Genomic DNA, 13,889 nt, shown 5'->3' with positions numbered 1-13,889 from the left:
GGGTCCCGCGCGCCCCGGCGCGCGCCTCTGCCGAGCGCCGACACCCCTCGTGAGCCCGCGAGATCGGCGCGTCCCTCGCGTCACCGGCGCCCTCTCTCCCTCGCGTACGCATATGCATCCGCACACCCCCTCGCAAGTGCAGCCGCATCCGCACCATCCGGCCCTCCTGTGCCCGCCTCCCGACCGGCGAGGATCAGCCGCGTCGCACGGGCCGGTTTCCGGCCATCTCCCCGGGGCCCCGTGGGAGGATCGGCGAAGGCGTACGCCGCCGTCGGCACGCCGTTCAGGGAGTCGGCGCACGCGTGCGCCGTCCCGGGAAAGGAGCCCCCCGTGCCCGCACCCGACCCCACCTCCTCCGGACCGGCCGGCCTCACCCCGCTGCCCGACGACTGGGAGCGTGCCCTGGCGATCGTCGCCCACCCCGACGACCTCGAATACGGCGCGGCCGCTGCGGTCGCCGAGTGGACGGACGCCGGCCGCGAGGTCACGTACCTGCTGGTCACCCATGGCGAGGCGGGCATCGACGGGATCGGCCCGGACGAGTGCGCGGTGGTCCGCGAGGCCGAGCAGCGGGCGAGCGCGGCGGCGGTCGGCGTGCAGAACGTGGAGTTCCTGCACCACCCCGACGGCGTCATCGAGGCCGGGCTGCCGCTCCGCCGCGACCTGGCGGCGGCCATCCGCCGGCACCGCCCGGAGCTGCTGCTCACCATCAACCACCACGACACCTGGGGCGGGGTGCACTGGAACACGCCCGACCACCGGGTGGTCGGGCGGGCCGTCCTGGACGCGCCGGGCGACGCGGGCAACCGCTGGATCTTCCCCGAGCTGTTCGAGGAGCACGGGCTCGCGCCCTGGAACGGCGTGCGCCGGGTGGCGGTAGCGGGCTCGCCGCACCCCACGCACGCCGTCGAGGTCGGCCCCGGCATCGAGCGCGCCATCGCCTCGCTCGCCGAGCACCGCGCGTACATCGAAGGCCTCAACAGCGGGGCCGAGGCCCCGGAGACCTACGCCCGTGACTTCATCGAGCAGATGCTCGGGGCGGCGGGCGACCGCCCGGCCGTCACCTTCGAGGTCTTCCCCCGCTGAGCGCTTTCAGGAACGCCGCCGGGCCTCCTGGGTGGTCGTCGTCCCCTCCCCTGACGTGACGACGGCCGCCAGGTCCGCGCCCGCACGGAGCAGCGCCACGGTACGTGCGGCGATCCGGTCGAGCCGCTGCCGCAGGATGCGCCGAGTCTCTTCCAGGCCGTCGAGCCGGTGCAGGGCGCCCATGATCTCGCGCACTGCGGGGATGCCGTGACCACTGCTGCGGAGGGCCGCGACGATGCGGGCCGCCCCGATGACCTGAGGACCGTAGCGACGTGCGCGCAGCGACGTCACCCGCTCGGGGCTGATGAGTCCTTCCTGCTCCCAGAAGCGCAGGGTCGAAGGGCGGACTCCGAGCGCCGCGGCCAGCTCCGTGATCGTCATCGCGTCGGCCTCCCGCTCGTCCCCGGGCGTGTCCGCCTCGGCCCTGATCGCACGCAGCGCTTGCTGAGCGCGCAGCGCCTCGTCGCGCTCCCGCGCGAGCCGGACATGGACCGCACTGACCGCCGAGGCCGCCTCCGCGAGCGTCGCGGTGCGCAGCTCCGAGAGCAGCTGCCGGGCCGCGACCGGCCCGACGGCACCCGCGAGTCCGCGATACGCCCGCAGCGCGTGCACGTGGACCGGCGCGTACGTGCGGTAGCCGTTGGCCGAGCGGGGAGCCGGGGGAAGGACCCCCAGCCGCTCCAGGTCGCGCACCTGCTGTACCGAGTACCCCGTCTCCCTGGCGACATCGGCCGTCCGGAGCGGACCGTCCGCCGGCTCGTCCGTCATGCCGACCCCACATAAGCACTTGAAGCTGATGCTTGAACCATGAGTATGGAGCAGATCATCGCGGCCGTGCGGGCTCTGGACGGCGCGCTCGTGGTTCTCCCGGCGCCGGGCGGCGACTTTCCCGAGCTCGCTCGGGGGGACGCGTTCTTCTATTACGCCCCCGACGGCGACGTGCCCCGGAATGTTCAGCCGTACGGGACGATCGTCACGAAGAACTACCCCGGCGACGAGGCTTCCGACCTCGATCCTCCGGGCCGCTGGCGGGTGAACGTGCACGTCGGCCGTGCGGCGTTCCGGCAGCTCACCGGGGAGGAGCCGGGCGGCGGCGGCCCCCGCGACCACACGGCCGCCGACAGCGTGCTGCCTCATCCGGTGTACGGCGCGCTCGGCTGGGTGTCCGTCGTCAATCCCGGCGGGAAGACGACGGACACGGTCGTGCACCTCCTGCGCGGCGCTCACGACGCTGCTCGCACCCGGTTCGAGCGGCGGCACGGACCGGAGCGGTCGCCGGACTGACGCGTGCGGCGCGGCCCTATACGGCGGTTCCGGCGCGCGCGTCCCGCACGTGCCCCGCCGCCCGCTCCGCCTCGCGGACGACCTCTTCGGTGTCGACGCCGACCAGCTCCCCGTGCGCCTTGCGCAGCTGCCCGTCGACGAAGACGTAGGAGACGTTCGGGGGCTGGCCGTTGAGGACGATCTGGCTGACCCAGTCGAAGCGGGGCGCGAAGTTGAGGGTGCCGGGGTCGAGGACGAGGACGTCGGCACGCTTGCCGGGGGTGAGGGAGCCGACCTGGTCGGCCATGCCGATGCACTCGGCGCCGCCGAGGGTCGCCATCCGCAGCACGGCCGGGATCGTGGGGTGGATCTCGGCGTCCTCGTGGCGTGCCCGCTGCAGCCCGACCGCGGCCTTCATGACGTTGAACATGTCGGAGGTGTCGTTGGTCCCGCCGTCGTGGCCGAGCCCGGCCCGGACCCCGCGCCGGTGCATCGCGGGCAGCGGCATGATGCCGGAGGCCAGCCGCATGTTACTGAGCGGGCAGTGCGCCACCCGTACGTCGTGGTCGGCGGTGAGCGCGATCTCCTCGTCCGTGAGGTGGATCGCGTGGTTCATGAGCAGCCGGGGGCCGAAGGCGCCGGCCTCGCGGAGCGAGCGGATCGGGTCGTCGGCGCGGTCGTCGCGGTGTTCCAGGACGTGGGAGTTGAGCATGGTGCCGAGGTCGTCGGCGACCTCCCGGAAGCGGCGCAGCTCCGGTACGGCCCGCATGCCCGCGTGCACCGAGACCTGCGCGGAGGCCAGCGGCAGCGGGTCCAGCAGCTCCTTCTTCACCCGGGGGATCAGGTCGATCGTGCCGGCGTTCTGGGTCATCGCGTACACGAAGCGCAGGCCGGTGTCGTCCAGCGCCCGTACGTAACTCTCGCTGGTGTCGTACGGGATGGCGTGCACCCAGTCGACGACGGTGGTGACGCCGGCCTGGAGGGCGTCCAGGGCGGCGAGGTGGACGAAGCGGTACATGTCCGCCGGGTCGATCTTCGGGAGGGTCGATCGGTTGCAGGCGGCCAGCCAGCCGTTCAGGTCCTGGTCGGCGCAGCCGCCGCGGATGCTGGACTGCCACAGGTGGTTGTGCAGGTCGACGAAGCCGGGCAGGACGAGCCTGCCGCGCGCGTCGATCACCCGGGCGCCCGCCGGCGCCGTGAGGCCGTGGCCCACCGCGGCCAGCCGGCCGCCGCGTATCAGCACGTCCGCGTTCTCCAGGGCGCCCAGCTCGCCCTTCCCGAGATCCGGGTCCATGGTGAGAACGAGGTCGGCGCCGCGCAGGAGGGTGCCGCGCCCGCCGTCGCCGGGTCTCGGCGGTGCCTCCGGCCGTGGCGCCGCGCCGGCGATGCCCGCGGCCAGCGGCACACTTCCCAGACCTGCCAGAACCGTTCTGCGCGTCAGTTTCGGAAAACTCATTCCGCCGTTGTACCGCGGGTAACACTCGCCCCCGAGAGGCGACTTCCAGCCAACTGACTCTCTGTCAGTTCTACCGACCGGCCCCACCGATTGCTCGTATCAATACACGAGTTGACCGTACGTCAGGCCCGCGCCGAGCTGCTCCGCAGCAGTCCTCGCACCGCCGCGAGCGAGCGGCGCGACTCACGCGTCCACACGGCGCTCACATACACATGCTCCCCCTCCGGCTCGAAGGTGAACGTTCCGCCGTTCCCGGCCGCCTCCAGCCGCTCGGCCAGCAGCCGCGCGTCGGCGGCGAAGAGGTCCCGACCGCCCTGGAAGACGTGCACCGGCGGCAGTCCGGTCACGTCGGCGAACTGCGGGCTGAGCAGCGGGTCGCGCGGATCGGTGCCGTTCGCCCACAGCCGCCCCGCCTCGATCAGGTCCTCGGTGCGCAGCAGCGGGTCGAACGGTTCGAGGGAAGGCAGCGCGGGATGCGACATGGTGAGGTCCAGCCAGGGCGAGAACAGCAGCACCTGGCGGGGCCGGCCGGCGCCTGTGTCCCGGTACGTGAGGGCCTGGCCGAGCGCGAGCCCGCCGCCGGCCGAGTCGCCCCCGAGCGTGACGGCGCCGGGCCCCGCCTCGGCGCACAGGCCCTCGTAGACCTCACGCAGCAGGGCGTACGCCTGCCGCGCGTCACCCTCGGGCGCGAGCCGGTAGAGCGGGACGGTGAGGGTGACGCCGGTGTCCTTGGCGGCGTGCTGGAGGAGCCACCAGTGGGGCTCCTGCAGCGGGAAGGCGTACGCGCCGCCGTGCGTGTAGAGCAGGTGCCGGCCGGTGGCCCCACGGCGCGGGGTGAGCCGCAGGGCCGGGCGGCCGGCCACCACGGAGCGGGTGACCGCGTACCGGGCGCGCAGCGGGGCGGGGACCGGTGCGGCCTCCGGTGCCGGTGCCGGTGCCGGTGCCGGTGCCTCCGAGACCGTCCGCCGCGTCCCCGCCATCCGTCACGTCATCCCTTCGCCGTACCTCTCACCGGGCCTCGTCCGGCGCCCCGCCACGGGCGCGGCCCCGGTGTCCGCCCCGGCGGCGTCCTCGGCACCATCCTTCGGGCGGTCCGCCGCGGAGTCCAGGAACCCCGCCGCCAGCGCGGCGAAGTCCGCCGCCCGTTCGATCTGGGGCATGTGCCCCGTGGCCGGGAAAAGATGGCTGCGGGCGTGCGGCAGCGCGGCCACCGCGGCGTGGAAGTGCGTGACCGGCAGCACCTTGTCCGCGTCGCCCCAGACGACCAGCGTGGGCACCCGGGCCGCCGCCGTCCGTGCCAGCAGGGCGCGGCGCCAGCCGGGGTACGTCCCGAGGGCCGGCACGCCCAGGCTCAGCAGCGTGGCGACGAACGTGCCCCGGAAGTCCGGCTGCCCGCCGACCTTTCCCGCGTGCCGGATCATCTCCTCGGTGGCGTGCCGCGGGTCGTGGAACAGGTCCCGGTTGACCTGGACACCGGCCGCCCTCGCCCGTCCCCGGAACCGCCTACCGATCCCGGGCAGCGCGGCCAGCACCGCGTACCCCATCGAGCCCAGCGAGAGGTTGGCCTCGCGTCCGAAGCCGGCGCTGTTGGCGAGCACGAGGGTGGCCACCCGGCCGGGGTGCTCGGCGGCGACGGTCATGGCGACCGCGCCGCCGAGCGAGTTGCCCATCAGGTGTACGGGCCGCCGCTCGCCGAGGGTGTCCAGCACCCCGACCACGGCCCGCGCGAAGGTGGCGAGCCCGGCGCGGCCCGGCATGCGGCGGGTCAGCCCGAAGCCCGGCAGGTCGGTGCTGAGGACCCGGTACCCGCGCGCGGCGAGCAGGTCGTGGGTGAGCTGCCAGTCCTCCAGACTGCGGGCGATGCCGTGCAGCAATACGACCGGCGGGCCGTCGGCCGGGCCGCTGACGCGTACCCGGACGGGGTGCCCGCCGACCTCCACGTAGATCGCGTCGGCGGCGGTCACTTGGCGGCCTCGGCTCGCGTGTGCGCCTGCGGCCGGCCCGGCGCGTGCCCCGGCGCCCGGCCCGGTGCCTGCGGCCGGCCGCGCACCGCCGCGCGGGGCGTGGGCTTCAGCGAACGCCGGAGGTTGGTGCGCATCGTCGTGGCGGCGTCGAGCACGTAGTTCTGGCGTACCTTCCACGGCCCGCGGTCGCCCTGGCGCGGGAAGGCGTCGATGGAGCGCTTGACGTACCCGGCGGCCAGGTCGAGGAGCGGGCGTTCGGCGAGCGGGCGCCCGGGCTCCGGCACCACCGCCGCGTAATCGTTCCGGTCCATGAAGTTCAGCACCTTGCACACCAGCCGCGACGTGAGGTCGGCGCGGAGCGTCCAGGAGGCGTTGGTGTAGCCGATGCACACGGCGAAGTTGGGCACGCCGGTCATCATCGCGCCGCGCCACACGAACTGCCGCGACAGCTCGACCGGCCGCCCGTCGACCCGTGGCGCGATGCCCCCGAAGGCGAGCAGCTGCAGCCCGGTGGCAGTGACGACCACGTCCGCCTCCAGCACCTTGCCCGACGCCAGCCGGATGCCCTCGGGCACGAAGCTGTCGATGTGGTCGGTGACGACCTCGGCCCGGCCCTGCTTCAGCGCCTTGAACAGATCCGCGTCCGGCACCGCGCACAGCCGCTGGTCCCACGGGTCGTACGACGGCGTGAAGTGGTCCCGCACCGCCTGCTCGTCCTTCAGGACCCGGGTGTTCAGGCGGGTCAGCAGCTTCCGCGCGGCCTGCGGGCGGCGCCGGCAGAACTGGTAGAAGCCGATGCCGAAGAGAATGTTCTTGGTGCGGACGGCGCGGTGCGCCACGCCCGCCGGCAGCGCGCTCCGCAGCTTGTCGGCGATCCGGTCCCGGCCCGGTACGGCGCTGATCCACGTCGGCGTGCGCTGCAGCATCGTGACCCGGTCGGCCCGCCCCGCCATCGCGGGGACGAGCGTGACGGCGGTGGCCCCGCTGCCGATGACGACGACGCGCTTGCCCGCGTAGTCCAGGTCCTCGGGCCAGAACTGCGGGTGCACGACGGTCCCGGTGTAGCTCTCGATCCCGGGGAACTCCGGCGCGTGCCCCCGCTCGTAGTCGTAGTACCCCGCGCAGGAGTACAGGAAGTCGCAGGTCAGAGTGGTGCGTACCGGCTCTCCCTGCGCGCCCTCCGGCCGCCGCTCGACGGTCAGCGTCCACCGCGCGTCCGCGGTCGACCAGTCCGCCGAAACCACCTTCGTGCGGTAGTGGATGTGCCGGTCGATGTCGAACTCGGCCGCCGTCTCCTTGATGTACCGCAGGATCGAGGGTCCGTCGGCGATGGACTTCGCGTCCCGCCACGGCTTGAAGGGGTAGCCGAGGGTGAACATGTCCGAGTCCGAGCGGATGCCCGGGTACCGGAAGAGATCCCAGGTCCCGCCCATGGCGTCGCGGGCCTCCAGGAGCGCGTACGACCGGCCGGGACACTCGGTCCGCAGCCGGTAGGCGGCGCCGACGCCGGAGAGGCCGGCGCCGACGATCACGACGTCGAGGTGCTCGGGGAGCGGGCGCCCGTCGGCCGGGCGCTCGGAGGTCGGCTGCGAGCCTGCGGAAGTCGTCATGGTCACAGTCTGCGGAACGCGCCCGGCGGCGTTCTTGACTTCACACGACACGTATTTGACTCTGAACGACATGTCTCCGCCCCTCAACGACATGCGCCTGGCCCTGAACGACATGTCAGCGACCAGCCCGGCGCACCCGTGACGGGGTCGGCATGTCGATGATCAGGTCGGCGGGGCTGCGCGGCTTCCGGGCGACCGTCGCCGAGCTGGGCGGCAACGCCGAGGAGTACGCCACGGCCACCGGCCTGCCCGTCGCGGCGCTGGACACCGACGACCTGCTGGTCGACGACCTCGCCGTGACCGAGGTCCTGGAGCTCGCCGCCACCGCGCTGGACCGCCCCGACCTCGGGCTCCGCGTCGCGTCCCGGCAGGATTTCGGCATGCTGGGCGCGCTGGCCCTGGCGATCCAGAACTCGCCCACCGTCGCCGACGCCCTCGAATGCACCTCGCGCTACCTCTTCGTCCACGCGCAGGCCCTCAGCCTCACCCTCGAACCCGACCCGTACGAAGCGCCCGGCATCGCCGCGCTGCGCTACGGCCCGCACCCCGGCCTCCCGGCCCCCGTCCAGGGCACCGACCTGGGTCTCGGCTTCCTCCACCGCGCCATCCAGTTCCTCGTCGACGGCCCGTACGGCCTGCGCACCGTCGAACTCCCCTACCGCCCCGCCGCGCCCCTCGCCGTCTACGAGGAATTCTTCGGCGCCCCCGTACGCGTCGGCCGCCCCGCCGCCCTCCTCCGCGTACCGAAGAGCCTCGGCGACCGGCCGCTCGCGGGCGGCGACGAACACCTGCGCCAGCTCGCCCTGGCCTTCCTCGCGGAACAGGCGCCGGGCGACCGGGCCAGCCTCGTCCTCCGGGTCCGCGGCGCGGTGCAGCAGTCGCTGGGCACGGCCCCGCCCGACATCGGCGCGGTCGCCCGGCTGCTCAGCATCCACCCGCGCACCCTGCAACGCCGGCTGCGCGAGGAAGGCACGACGTACGCGGCGATCCTCGACGACGTACGCCGCCAGGCGGCCCGCCACTACCTCACCGGCACCGCCCTCCCCATGACCCAGATCGCCGCCCTCCTCGGCCTCTCCGAACAGTCGGCCCTCAGCCGGTGCTGCCGACGCTGGTGGGGGGTGTCGCCGACGGCGGTGCGGCGCGGGGACGCCGCGACAGATGTCGCCCAGGGGTAGGGGGCTGTCGCGCAAGGATGAGCAGCTAAGGGATGAGTCGCTGTCGCGCAGGGACAAGCGTCTGTCGCGCAAGGTCAAGTACGGTGCCGCCCTCCCCGGGCAGACTGGTGCCTGACTGATGCCGCCCGCAGACCGCCCGCCGCCGGCCGCACGGCCGCCGAGCCCCTTGGAGGAGCCCATGCCCGCAGCTCTCGCCCCCTACCGGTTCGCCGGCGGCACCGCGGTCCTGACCGGCGCGGCGAGCGGAATGGGCGAGCACATGGCCTACGGCCTCGCCGCGCGCGGCAGCGGTCTCGTCCTCATCGACCGGGACGCCGACCGGCTGGCCACGGTCGCCGACCGGATACGCAAGGACCACCCGGCCCTGCCCGTCGACACGCACGTGGCCGACCTCGCCGACACCGCGGGCCTGGACGCCCTCGTCGCCCGCATCACCGCGGCGCACCCACGGATCACCCTGCTCATCAACAACGCGGGGGTAGCGCTCGGCGGCCGGTTCGAGCAGCTGACGGCCGAGGAGTTCGACTGGGTCATGGCCATCAACTTCCGCGCCCCGGTGGCCCTCACCCGCCTCTTCCTCCCGCACCTGCTGCGCACGCCCGGCAGCCACATCGTCAACCTCTCCAGCCTGTTCGGGCTGATCGCGCCGCCCGGCCAGTCGGCGTACGCGGCCAGCAAGTTCGCCCTGCGCGGCTTCAGCGAGTCGCTCCGCCACGAGCTCGCCGACCGGGCCACCGGCGTCACCACCGTCCACCCCGGCGGCATCCGCACCCGTATCGCGGAGACCGCCCGGCTGGCCGCCGGAACCACCGAGGCCGAGATCCGCGCGGGCAAGGAGTCCTTCGCGAAGCTGCTGACCTACCCCGCCGACAAGGCGGCCGAGCAGATCCTGACCGCCGTCCGCACCCGCCGCCCCCGCCTCCTCATCGCCCCGTCCGCCGTCGTCCCCGACGTGCTGGCCCGCCTCTTCCCCGCCTCGTACATGAACGTCATGAACCGGCTGAGGCCGGCGGCGGGCCGCAGGGCGACGGCTACAGCGAAGTCCTGACGCCAGGTCAGCCCTGACGTCCGACGGGTTCTGGCTGCCCGTCAGCCCTTCTTCGGGCAGGGCTCGTGCTTCCCCTCGCTCCGGGCCCGGGCGTACGCCTCGCCGGTGGCCGTGAGCCACTTGCCCTGCTGCTTCACACCGGGGCAGAGGAAGGGCGGGAAGTGAACGGCGCGGTACCCGGCGCCGCGCGGCAGCTCGCCGGTCATCTCGAAGGGCTTGTTGTCCGGGCGGCTGAGGACCATCTCCGCCGGGGTGCCGGCCACCTGGTAGTGGATCCGGTACCGCCAGCGGCAGTGGCCCTGCTTCGACGTGGCGTGGATCAGGAACGCCTCGCTCTCGTTCTGCTTGAGCGTGATGTGCTTGGCGTGCGGGCCGGTGAAGTACGGCTCGCTCTTGTCGACGCCCTTGGCGGTCGTGGTGGTGGTCATCATCCTGGGCGTCGGCGAGTCGACGGCGACCTCCAGCGGGATGACGTGCGCCTCGCCCTGGCTCGGACTGAGTACGAGCGTGCCGCCGAGCGGCGCCCCGCACTGTCCGCCCTCCACCTCGGGCACGATGTCGGTGATCCGCACCTGCTGGGCGGCGCGGCCCTCCAGGGTGACCATCCACTCGGAGGCCCCGACGTCGACGACGTCCGCCTTCTCCCGCCAGTTCGGCGTACCGAGCATCGCCGCGGCGGCTCCGTCGCTCTTGCCGCCGCGGATCACGTACGTGCCGTTCTCCTTGACGTCCTGCACCTCGACGACGTCGATGGCGCCTTCCGGCGAGATCCGGTCCGGCAGCCGGTCGAGCGAGAACACCGACTTCGCCGCGCCCACCAGCACGTCCTGGAACGTCACGGCCGCCACGCTCAGCAGGATCCCGGCCAGCCAGGTGGCGGGGCTGCGCAGAAAGCGCAGCCGGCTCGGGCGTTCCTCGGGGGCGGGCCGGGGCCGGCCACCGCGGCGGACGCTGGCCCGGGTCAGGGCCCCGTTCCCGTTCCTCCGGGCCGCCGGTCGGTTACTGGGCATGGCCGGTTCGTACCTCCTCCGGGGCCGGCTCCGTACCGTGCCCCCGACGTCTCATCACCAGAACGGCCACCAGACACGCGGCGCCCGTGGCCCAGCCCCACGCCGTGCCGAACCGGACGGCGTCACCGATGGCCAGGTCGAACGACGTGAGAGCGTCCGTCGAATCCTGCCGCGGAGCCAGCGGCCACGGCAGCGCGCTGTCCTTGTCGTCACCGCCCACGACAGCGCCCTCCACGACGGCGGCCGCCACCGCGGCGAGCAGCGTCGCGTACCAGCACCGCATGAAGAGGCGCAGCGGGCGCCGGGCGTCGGCGCGCCGCATCACGGCACGCAGCGCCACCGCCAGCGCCACCAGCAGCACCAGGCAGACCAGGAGCGTCGCCAGCCATCCGGTGGTGGTCTCCGTCGGCAGGGGGCGCAGCCGCAGCGCCGGGTAGAGGATTCCGCTCCACTCGTCCGCCGGTTCCGGCGGCCGGTACGGCAGCCAGAGTTCGGGGTCGAAGGTGAGGGCGGGCTCCTGTTCCAACCGGCGTACGTTCATGTGCCGCAGGACGGGACCGCCCGCGACCGCGAGCAGCACCGCCGGAATGAGCGCCGCGAACACCGCCTCCCAGCACTCACGCCGCGTGCCGAGCGCCGGCGTCACCGGCTCTTCGTCACCGGTTTCGCCGGTCACCCGCAGGAGTTCCCGTACCGGCGCCCAGTGCCGCAGGATCCACAGTTCCGCCCACGTCAGAATCGGCATCCAGAAGAACAGGAGGGCGAACTGCGCGGACCCGCCGGAGCCGCCCGTCTGCCGGGCCAGCACGAGCTGGTCATGGGACGTCGGCAGGTACGTCCACTCCAGCGGATGCAGGACCGGTCCGATCAGATCGGCGGCCCCCGCGGCCAGCAGCGCGGCTCCGAGCAGCGCCAGGCACGTACCCCACCGCGGCCGCAGCCCCGGCGCGCTCCGCAGTACGGCGTAGGTCAGCGCGGCGCAGACCACGACGAAGAGAAGCTGAGGCAGCCACCCGCCGACGTGGCCTGGGTCCCGCACGACGAACCCGACGGCATCCAGGCCGAGCAGTCTGGCCTGCCCGGTGAGACAGAGCTCCTGGACCGCCAGGACCCGGCGGCACACCGGCACGAACCCGAACAACAGGCCGGCCTGGGCCGCGGCGGAACTGCCGGCCAGCAGGACGGACAGAACGCGGTTCACCGTGAGATCCCCCGAAAACACATGTCATCAGCGCCACCGCTGGGGCGTTCCGCACCAGCACGAGCACCGATCACAGACCGCTCACCAGTGTGCACTACAGGCCGCACACGCACCATGCGCAGCTCAGCTCAACTCCCCCTCTCACCGCGCCGCTTCTGCACCCCTCTCACCCGTCCCCGTACTTGGCCGCGTACTTGCGGGCGATCTCCAGTTGCTCGCGTTCCATCCACGGTGCGGCGGCCAGCATGTCCGGCAGCGTCTTGCGCTCGGTCGTCACGGCGCGGAACAGCCGCCCGACGGTCACGTCGTGCTCGGGCCGGTCCACCACCTCGACCGCGTCCCCGGCCCGGAACTCCCCGGGCCGTACGACGCGCAGCATCACCCCTGGCGAGCCCGCGAGCGTGAACCGCCGCAGCCAGCCCTTCTCGCCGAGCCAGCCGGCGAACGTACGGCACGGAATCCGGCCGCCCGTCACCTCCAGCACGACCTCGTCCCCGATCCGCCACCGCTCGCCGACGAGCGCGTCACGCAGATTCATGCCGACCGTGGTGAGGTTCTCGCCGAACGCCCCGTCGACGAGCGGCCGCCCCAACTCCCGCTCCCAGTCGTCCAGTTCCTCGCGGGCGAACGCGTAGACGGCCCGGTCGTCGCCCCCGTGGAACCGCAGGTCGCAGACCGCGTCCCCGGCCACCCCGCTCGCCCCGACCCCGGCCGGCCCGGGCGCCGCCACCCGCACGGGCCCGCCCACCGGCCGCTTGTCGATACCTGTCGTCCCGGACGGCGCATCGGTGTACTCGACCGCCCTCGCCACCCCGACATTCACACTGAGGATCTCCATGATCCGAACCTATGCCGCCCGGCAAGTGCTTTTCGTCAGCGTGCCCGAGTCGTTGATCAGCAGCTCGGGGACGTCATCCTCGTAGAAACGCACCTGGCCGACGACTCCCACGGTCCGGGAATGCGGCGCAAGACGTTCCACGAGTGCCTCGAATTCCGGCAGAACCTCGGCATGAATTTCCTGCCGCACCGTCAGAGCCCAGCCTCCGGGCTCCTGCCCGTATCCGCCGGGCTTCTGGACGAGTTCGCCGATCAGCACCCCGCCGATGCGTACCGCCGGACCGCGCTCCGCGAGCACCGGGAACATGCCGTCCACCTCACGGTCCCCGGGGTCGAGATGCCACCGCAGGTCGGCGAGCAAGGTGTCCGGTACGGAGGCCCGGAGGTCCAGGGCAAGGTCCACGGCGTACAGATCGCTCATGGCCTCAGCATCACTCATGGCCTCGCGGCATCGCTCATGGCCTCGACCTGGGTGCGAGGCACCGCGATGAAGTTCCGGTTACGCGTCGGAGGCGCCGTCCCGAGTGGCGAACGAATGCACGCAGCCACTAACTGTGGACATGTCCTCATTAGGCACTTTCGTGGCGGCATCGGCCGTGTCACGGGTGTGCTACGCCCCCCTACCCTCGATTGCACCGCCCATAACGGCTTGATAGACATGACTCCGCTTATGTAGCCGTCCAGCCCGGCAGGGGGAGCCAGATGAAGTTCGACATGGGTGCGCAGGTGCTGTCGACCCTGCAGACGAAGTCGCGGGGATCGAGCGAGGACCTCGGCGGACTGATCCGCCAGCTCGTGGACGCCGCCGCCCCTCTGGAGGGCAAGTTCAACGGTTCCGGCAAGGCGGCCTTCGACCAGTTCAAGGCCCGTTCCGACGAGATCGCGTCCTCGCTGCAGAGCTCGCTCTCGGGAATCCTCGGCGGCCAGAAGGGCATGGACTCGGCGTTCAGCTCGGGTGACCAGGAGCACGGCGACAACGCCCGCACGCAGATGTCGTCGGCCAATTTCGACGCGGCCCGGTTCGGCGGCCGCTGAGCCACAGGGATTCCGGCCCGCTCTCACCACGGACGGCGGGCCGTTGATTCTTCGATCCTTCGACGGACCCCGGCAGCCGGGCCGTCGAGCTGATGGAACTTTCACGGGGAGTGAGTGTTGATGGGTGCTGCGGGTCAGGACCGTCGTTCGTACGACACGGGTGCGTCGGCGGATGCGCAGGGCAATATCCAGACGGTGATC

General features: G+C 72.8%; 14 protein-coding genes. 5 read left to right on the top strand and 9 right to left on the bottom strand.

Features of this window, described 5'->3' with window-relative positions:
- Positions 1–330: 330 nt before the first annotated feature.
- Positions 331–1,086: a PIG-L deacetylase family protein gene (locus tag ABZ840_RS28200; RefSeq protein ID WP_361563657.1), complete on the top strand. Its 756-nt coding sequence runs from the start codon at positions 331–333 to the stop codon at positions 1,084–1,086.
- A gap of 6 nt (positions 1,087–1,092) precedes the next feature.
- Here ABZ840_RS28200 and ABZ840_RS28195 read toward each other — a convergent pair whose 3' ends face one another.
- Positions 1,093–1,854: a MerR family transcriptional regulator gene (locus ABZ840_RS28195; protein WP_361563655.1), complete on the bottom strand. Its 762-nt coding sequence runs from the start codon at positions 1,852–1,854 to the stop codon at positions 1,093–1,095.
- Between the two features lie 45 nt (positions 1,855–1,899).
- Between ABZ840_RS28195 and ABZ840_RS28190 the strand changes: the two genes are divergently transcribed.
- Positions 1,900–2,370 (top strand): DUF6194 family protein, encoded by a 471-nt coding sequence (locus ABZ840_RS28190; RefSeq protein WP_361564071.1) that lies wholly within the window; start codon positions 1,900–1,902, stop codon positions 2,368–2,370.
- A gap of 16 nt (positions 2,371–2,386) precedes the next feature.
- On the opposite strand, the gene ABZ840_RS28185 is transcribed toward ABZ840_RS28190, so the two are convergent.
- The 4 genes from ABZ840_RS28185 to ABZ840_RS28170 all read right to left on the bottom strand — a co-directional run bounded on the left by ABZ840_RS28185 (position 2,387) and on the right by ABZ840_RS28170 (position 7,379).
- The gene (locus ABZ840_RS28185; RefSeq protein WP_361563652.1) at positions 2,387–3,805 is read right to left on the bottom strand and encodes an amidohydrolase family protein; all 1,419 of its coding nucleotides are present in this window, start codon (positions 3,803–3,805) and stop codon (positions 2,387–2,389) included.
- A gap of 122 nt (positions 3,806–3,927) precedes the next feature.
- Entirely contained in the window at positions 3,928–4,785 is an 858-nt protein-coding gene (locus ABZ840_RS28180) for an alpha/beta hydrolase (protein WP_361563649.1), read from the bottom strand.
- 3 nt (positions 4,786–4,788) lie between these two features.
- Entirely contained in the window at positions 4,789–5,769 is a 981-nt protein-coding gene (locus ABZ840_RS28175) for an alpha/beta fold hydrolase (RefSeq protein ID WP_361563646.1), read from the bottom strand.
- The gene (locus ABZ840_RS28170) at positions 5,766–7,379 is read right to left on the bottom strand and encodes an NAD(P)/FAD-dependent oxidoreductase (RefSeq protein ID WP_361563643.1); all 1,614 of its coding nucleotides are present in this window, start codon (positions 7,377–7,379) and stop codon (positions 5,766–5,768) included. Before ABZ840_RS28170 ends, ABZ840_RS28175 begins: the two co-directional genes overlap by 4 nt.
- A gap of 152 nt (positions 7,380–7,531) precedes the next feature.
- Between ABZ840_RS28170 and ABZ840_RS28165 the strand changes: the two genes are divergently transcribed.
- Both ABZ840_RS28165 and ABZ840_RS28160 read left to right on the top strand, forming a co-directional pair.
- A complete protein-coding gene (locus ABZ840_RS28165; protein WP_361563640.1) occupies positions 7,532–8,557 on the top strand; it encodes an AraC family transcriptional regulator in 1,026 nt (341 codons plus the stop codon).
- Between the two features lie 178 nt (positions 8,558–8,735).
- Entirely contained in the window at positions 8,736–9,605 is an 870-nt protein-coding gene (locus tag ABZ840_RS28160) for an SDR family NAD(P)-dependent oxidoreductase (RefSeq protein WP_361563638.1), read from the top strand.
- Positions 9,606–9,646: 41 nt separating this feature from the next.
- Here ABZ840_RS28160 and ABZ840_RS28155 read toward each other — a convergent pair whose 3' ends face one another.
- From ABZ840_RS28155 to ABZ840_RS28140, 4 genes are all read right to left on the bottom strand, one after another.
- Positions 9,647–10,615, bottom strand: a complete 969-nt coding sequence (locus tag ABZ840_RS28155) for a hypothetical protein (RefSeq protein ID WP_361563636.1) — start codon at positions 10,613–10,615, stop codon at positions 9,647–9,649.
- Positions 10,605–11,816, bottom strand: a complete 1,212-nt coding sequence (locus ABZ840_RS28150) for a hypothetical protein (protein WP_361563634.1) — start codon at positions 11,814–11,816, stop codon at positions 10,605–10,607. The genes ABZ840_RS28155 and ABZ840_RS28150 overlap by 11 nt, the downstream gene beginning before the upstream one ends.
- A gap of 166 nt (positions 11,817–11,982) precedes the next feature.
- On the bottom strand, positions 11,983–12,654 hold the full coding sequence (locus ABZ840_RS28145; protein WP_361563631.1) for an MOSC domain-containing protein: 672 nt from the start codon (positions 12,652–12,654) through the stop codon (positions 11,983–11,985).
- A gap of 9 nt (positions 12,655–12,663) precedes the next feature.
- Positions 12,664–13,074 (bottom strand): hypothetical protein, encoded by a 411-nt coding sequence (locus tag ABZ840_RS28140; RefSeq protein WP_361563628.1) that lies wholly within the window; start codon positions 13,072–13,074, stop codon positions 12,664–12,666.
- A 281-nt stretch (positions 13,075–13,355) separates the two neighbouring features.
- On the opposite strand from ABZ840_RS28140, the gene ABZ840_RS28135 reads away from it, so the two are divergent.
- Positions 13,356–13,688: a hypothetical protein gene (locus ABZ840_RS28135; protein WP_361563625.1), complete on the top strand. Its 333-nt coding sequence runs from the start codon at positions 13,356–13,358 to the stop codon at positions 13,686–13,688.
- Positions 13,689–13,889 lie beyond the last annotated feature (201 nt).

The organism is Streptomyces sp. NPDC047117, from assembly GCF_040643545.1.
Classification (GTDB): domain Bacteria; phylum Actinomycetota; class Actinomycetes; order Streptomycetales; family Streptomycetaceae; genus Streptomyces.
This window is presented reverse-complemented; position numbering and strand designations above follow the sequence as displayed.

Bases quoted from the DNA above. Each gene is read 5' to 3' on its own strand.
- ABZ840_RS28195 (WP_361563655.1), bottom strand. From the start codon at position 1,854: ATGACGGACGAGCCGGCGGACGGTCCGCTCCGGACGGCCGATGTCGCC.
- ABZ840_RS28190 (WP_361564071.1), top strand. From the start codon at position 1,900: ATGGAGCAGATCATCGCGGCCGTGCGGGCTCTGGACGGCGCGCTCGTG.
- ABZ840_RS28185 (WP_361563652.1), bottom strand. From the start codon at position 3,805: ATGAGTTTTCCGAAACTGACGCGCAGAACGGTTCTGGCAGGTCTGGGA.
- ABZ840_RS28180 (WP_361563649.1), bottom strand. From the start codon at position 4,785: ATGGCGGGGACGCGGCGGACGGTCTCGGAGGCACCGGCACCGGCACCG.
- ABZ840_RS28170 (WP_361563643.1), bottom strand. From the start codon at position 7,379: ATGACGACTTCCGCAGGCTCGCAGCCGACCTCCGAGCGCCCGGCCGAC.
- ABZ840_RS28165 (WP_361563640.1), top strand. From the start codon at position 7,532: ATGTCGATGATCAGGTCGGCGGGGCTGCGCGGCTTCCGGGCGACCGTC.
- ABZ840_RS28160 (WP_361563638.1), top strand. From the start codon at position 8,736: ATGCCCGCAGCTCTCGCCCCCTACCGGTTCGCCGGCGGCACCGCGGTC.
- ABZ840_RS28155 (WP_361563636.1), bottom strand. From the start codon at position 10,615: ATGCCCAGTAACCGACCGGCGGCCCGGAGGAACGGGAACGGGGCCCTG.
- ABZ840_RS28145 (WP_361563631.1), bottom strand. From the start codon at position 12,654: ATGGAGATCCTCAGTGTGAATGTCGGGGTGGCGAGGGCGGTCGAGTAC.
- ABZ840_RS28140 (WP_361563628.1), bottom strand. From the start codon at position 13,074: ATGAGCGATCTGTACGCCGTGGACCTTGCCCTGGACCTCCGGGCCTCC.
- ABZ840_RS28135 (WP_361563625.1), top strand. From the start codon at position 13,356: ATGAAGTTCGACATGGGTGCGCAGGTGCTGTCGACCCTGCAGACGAAG.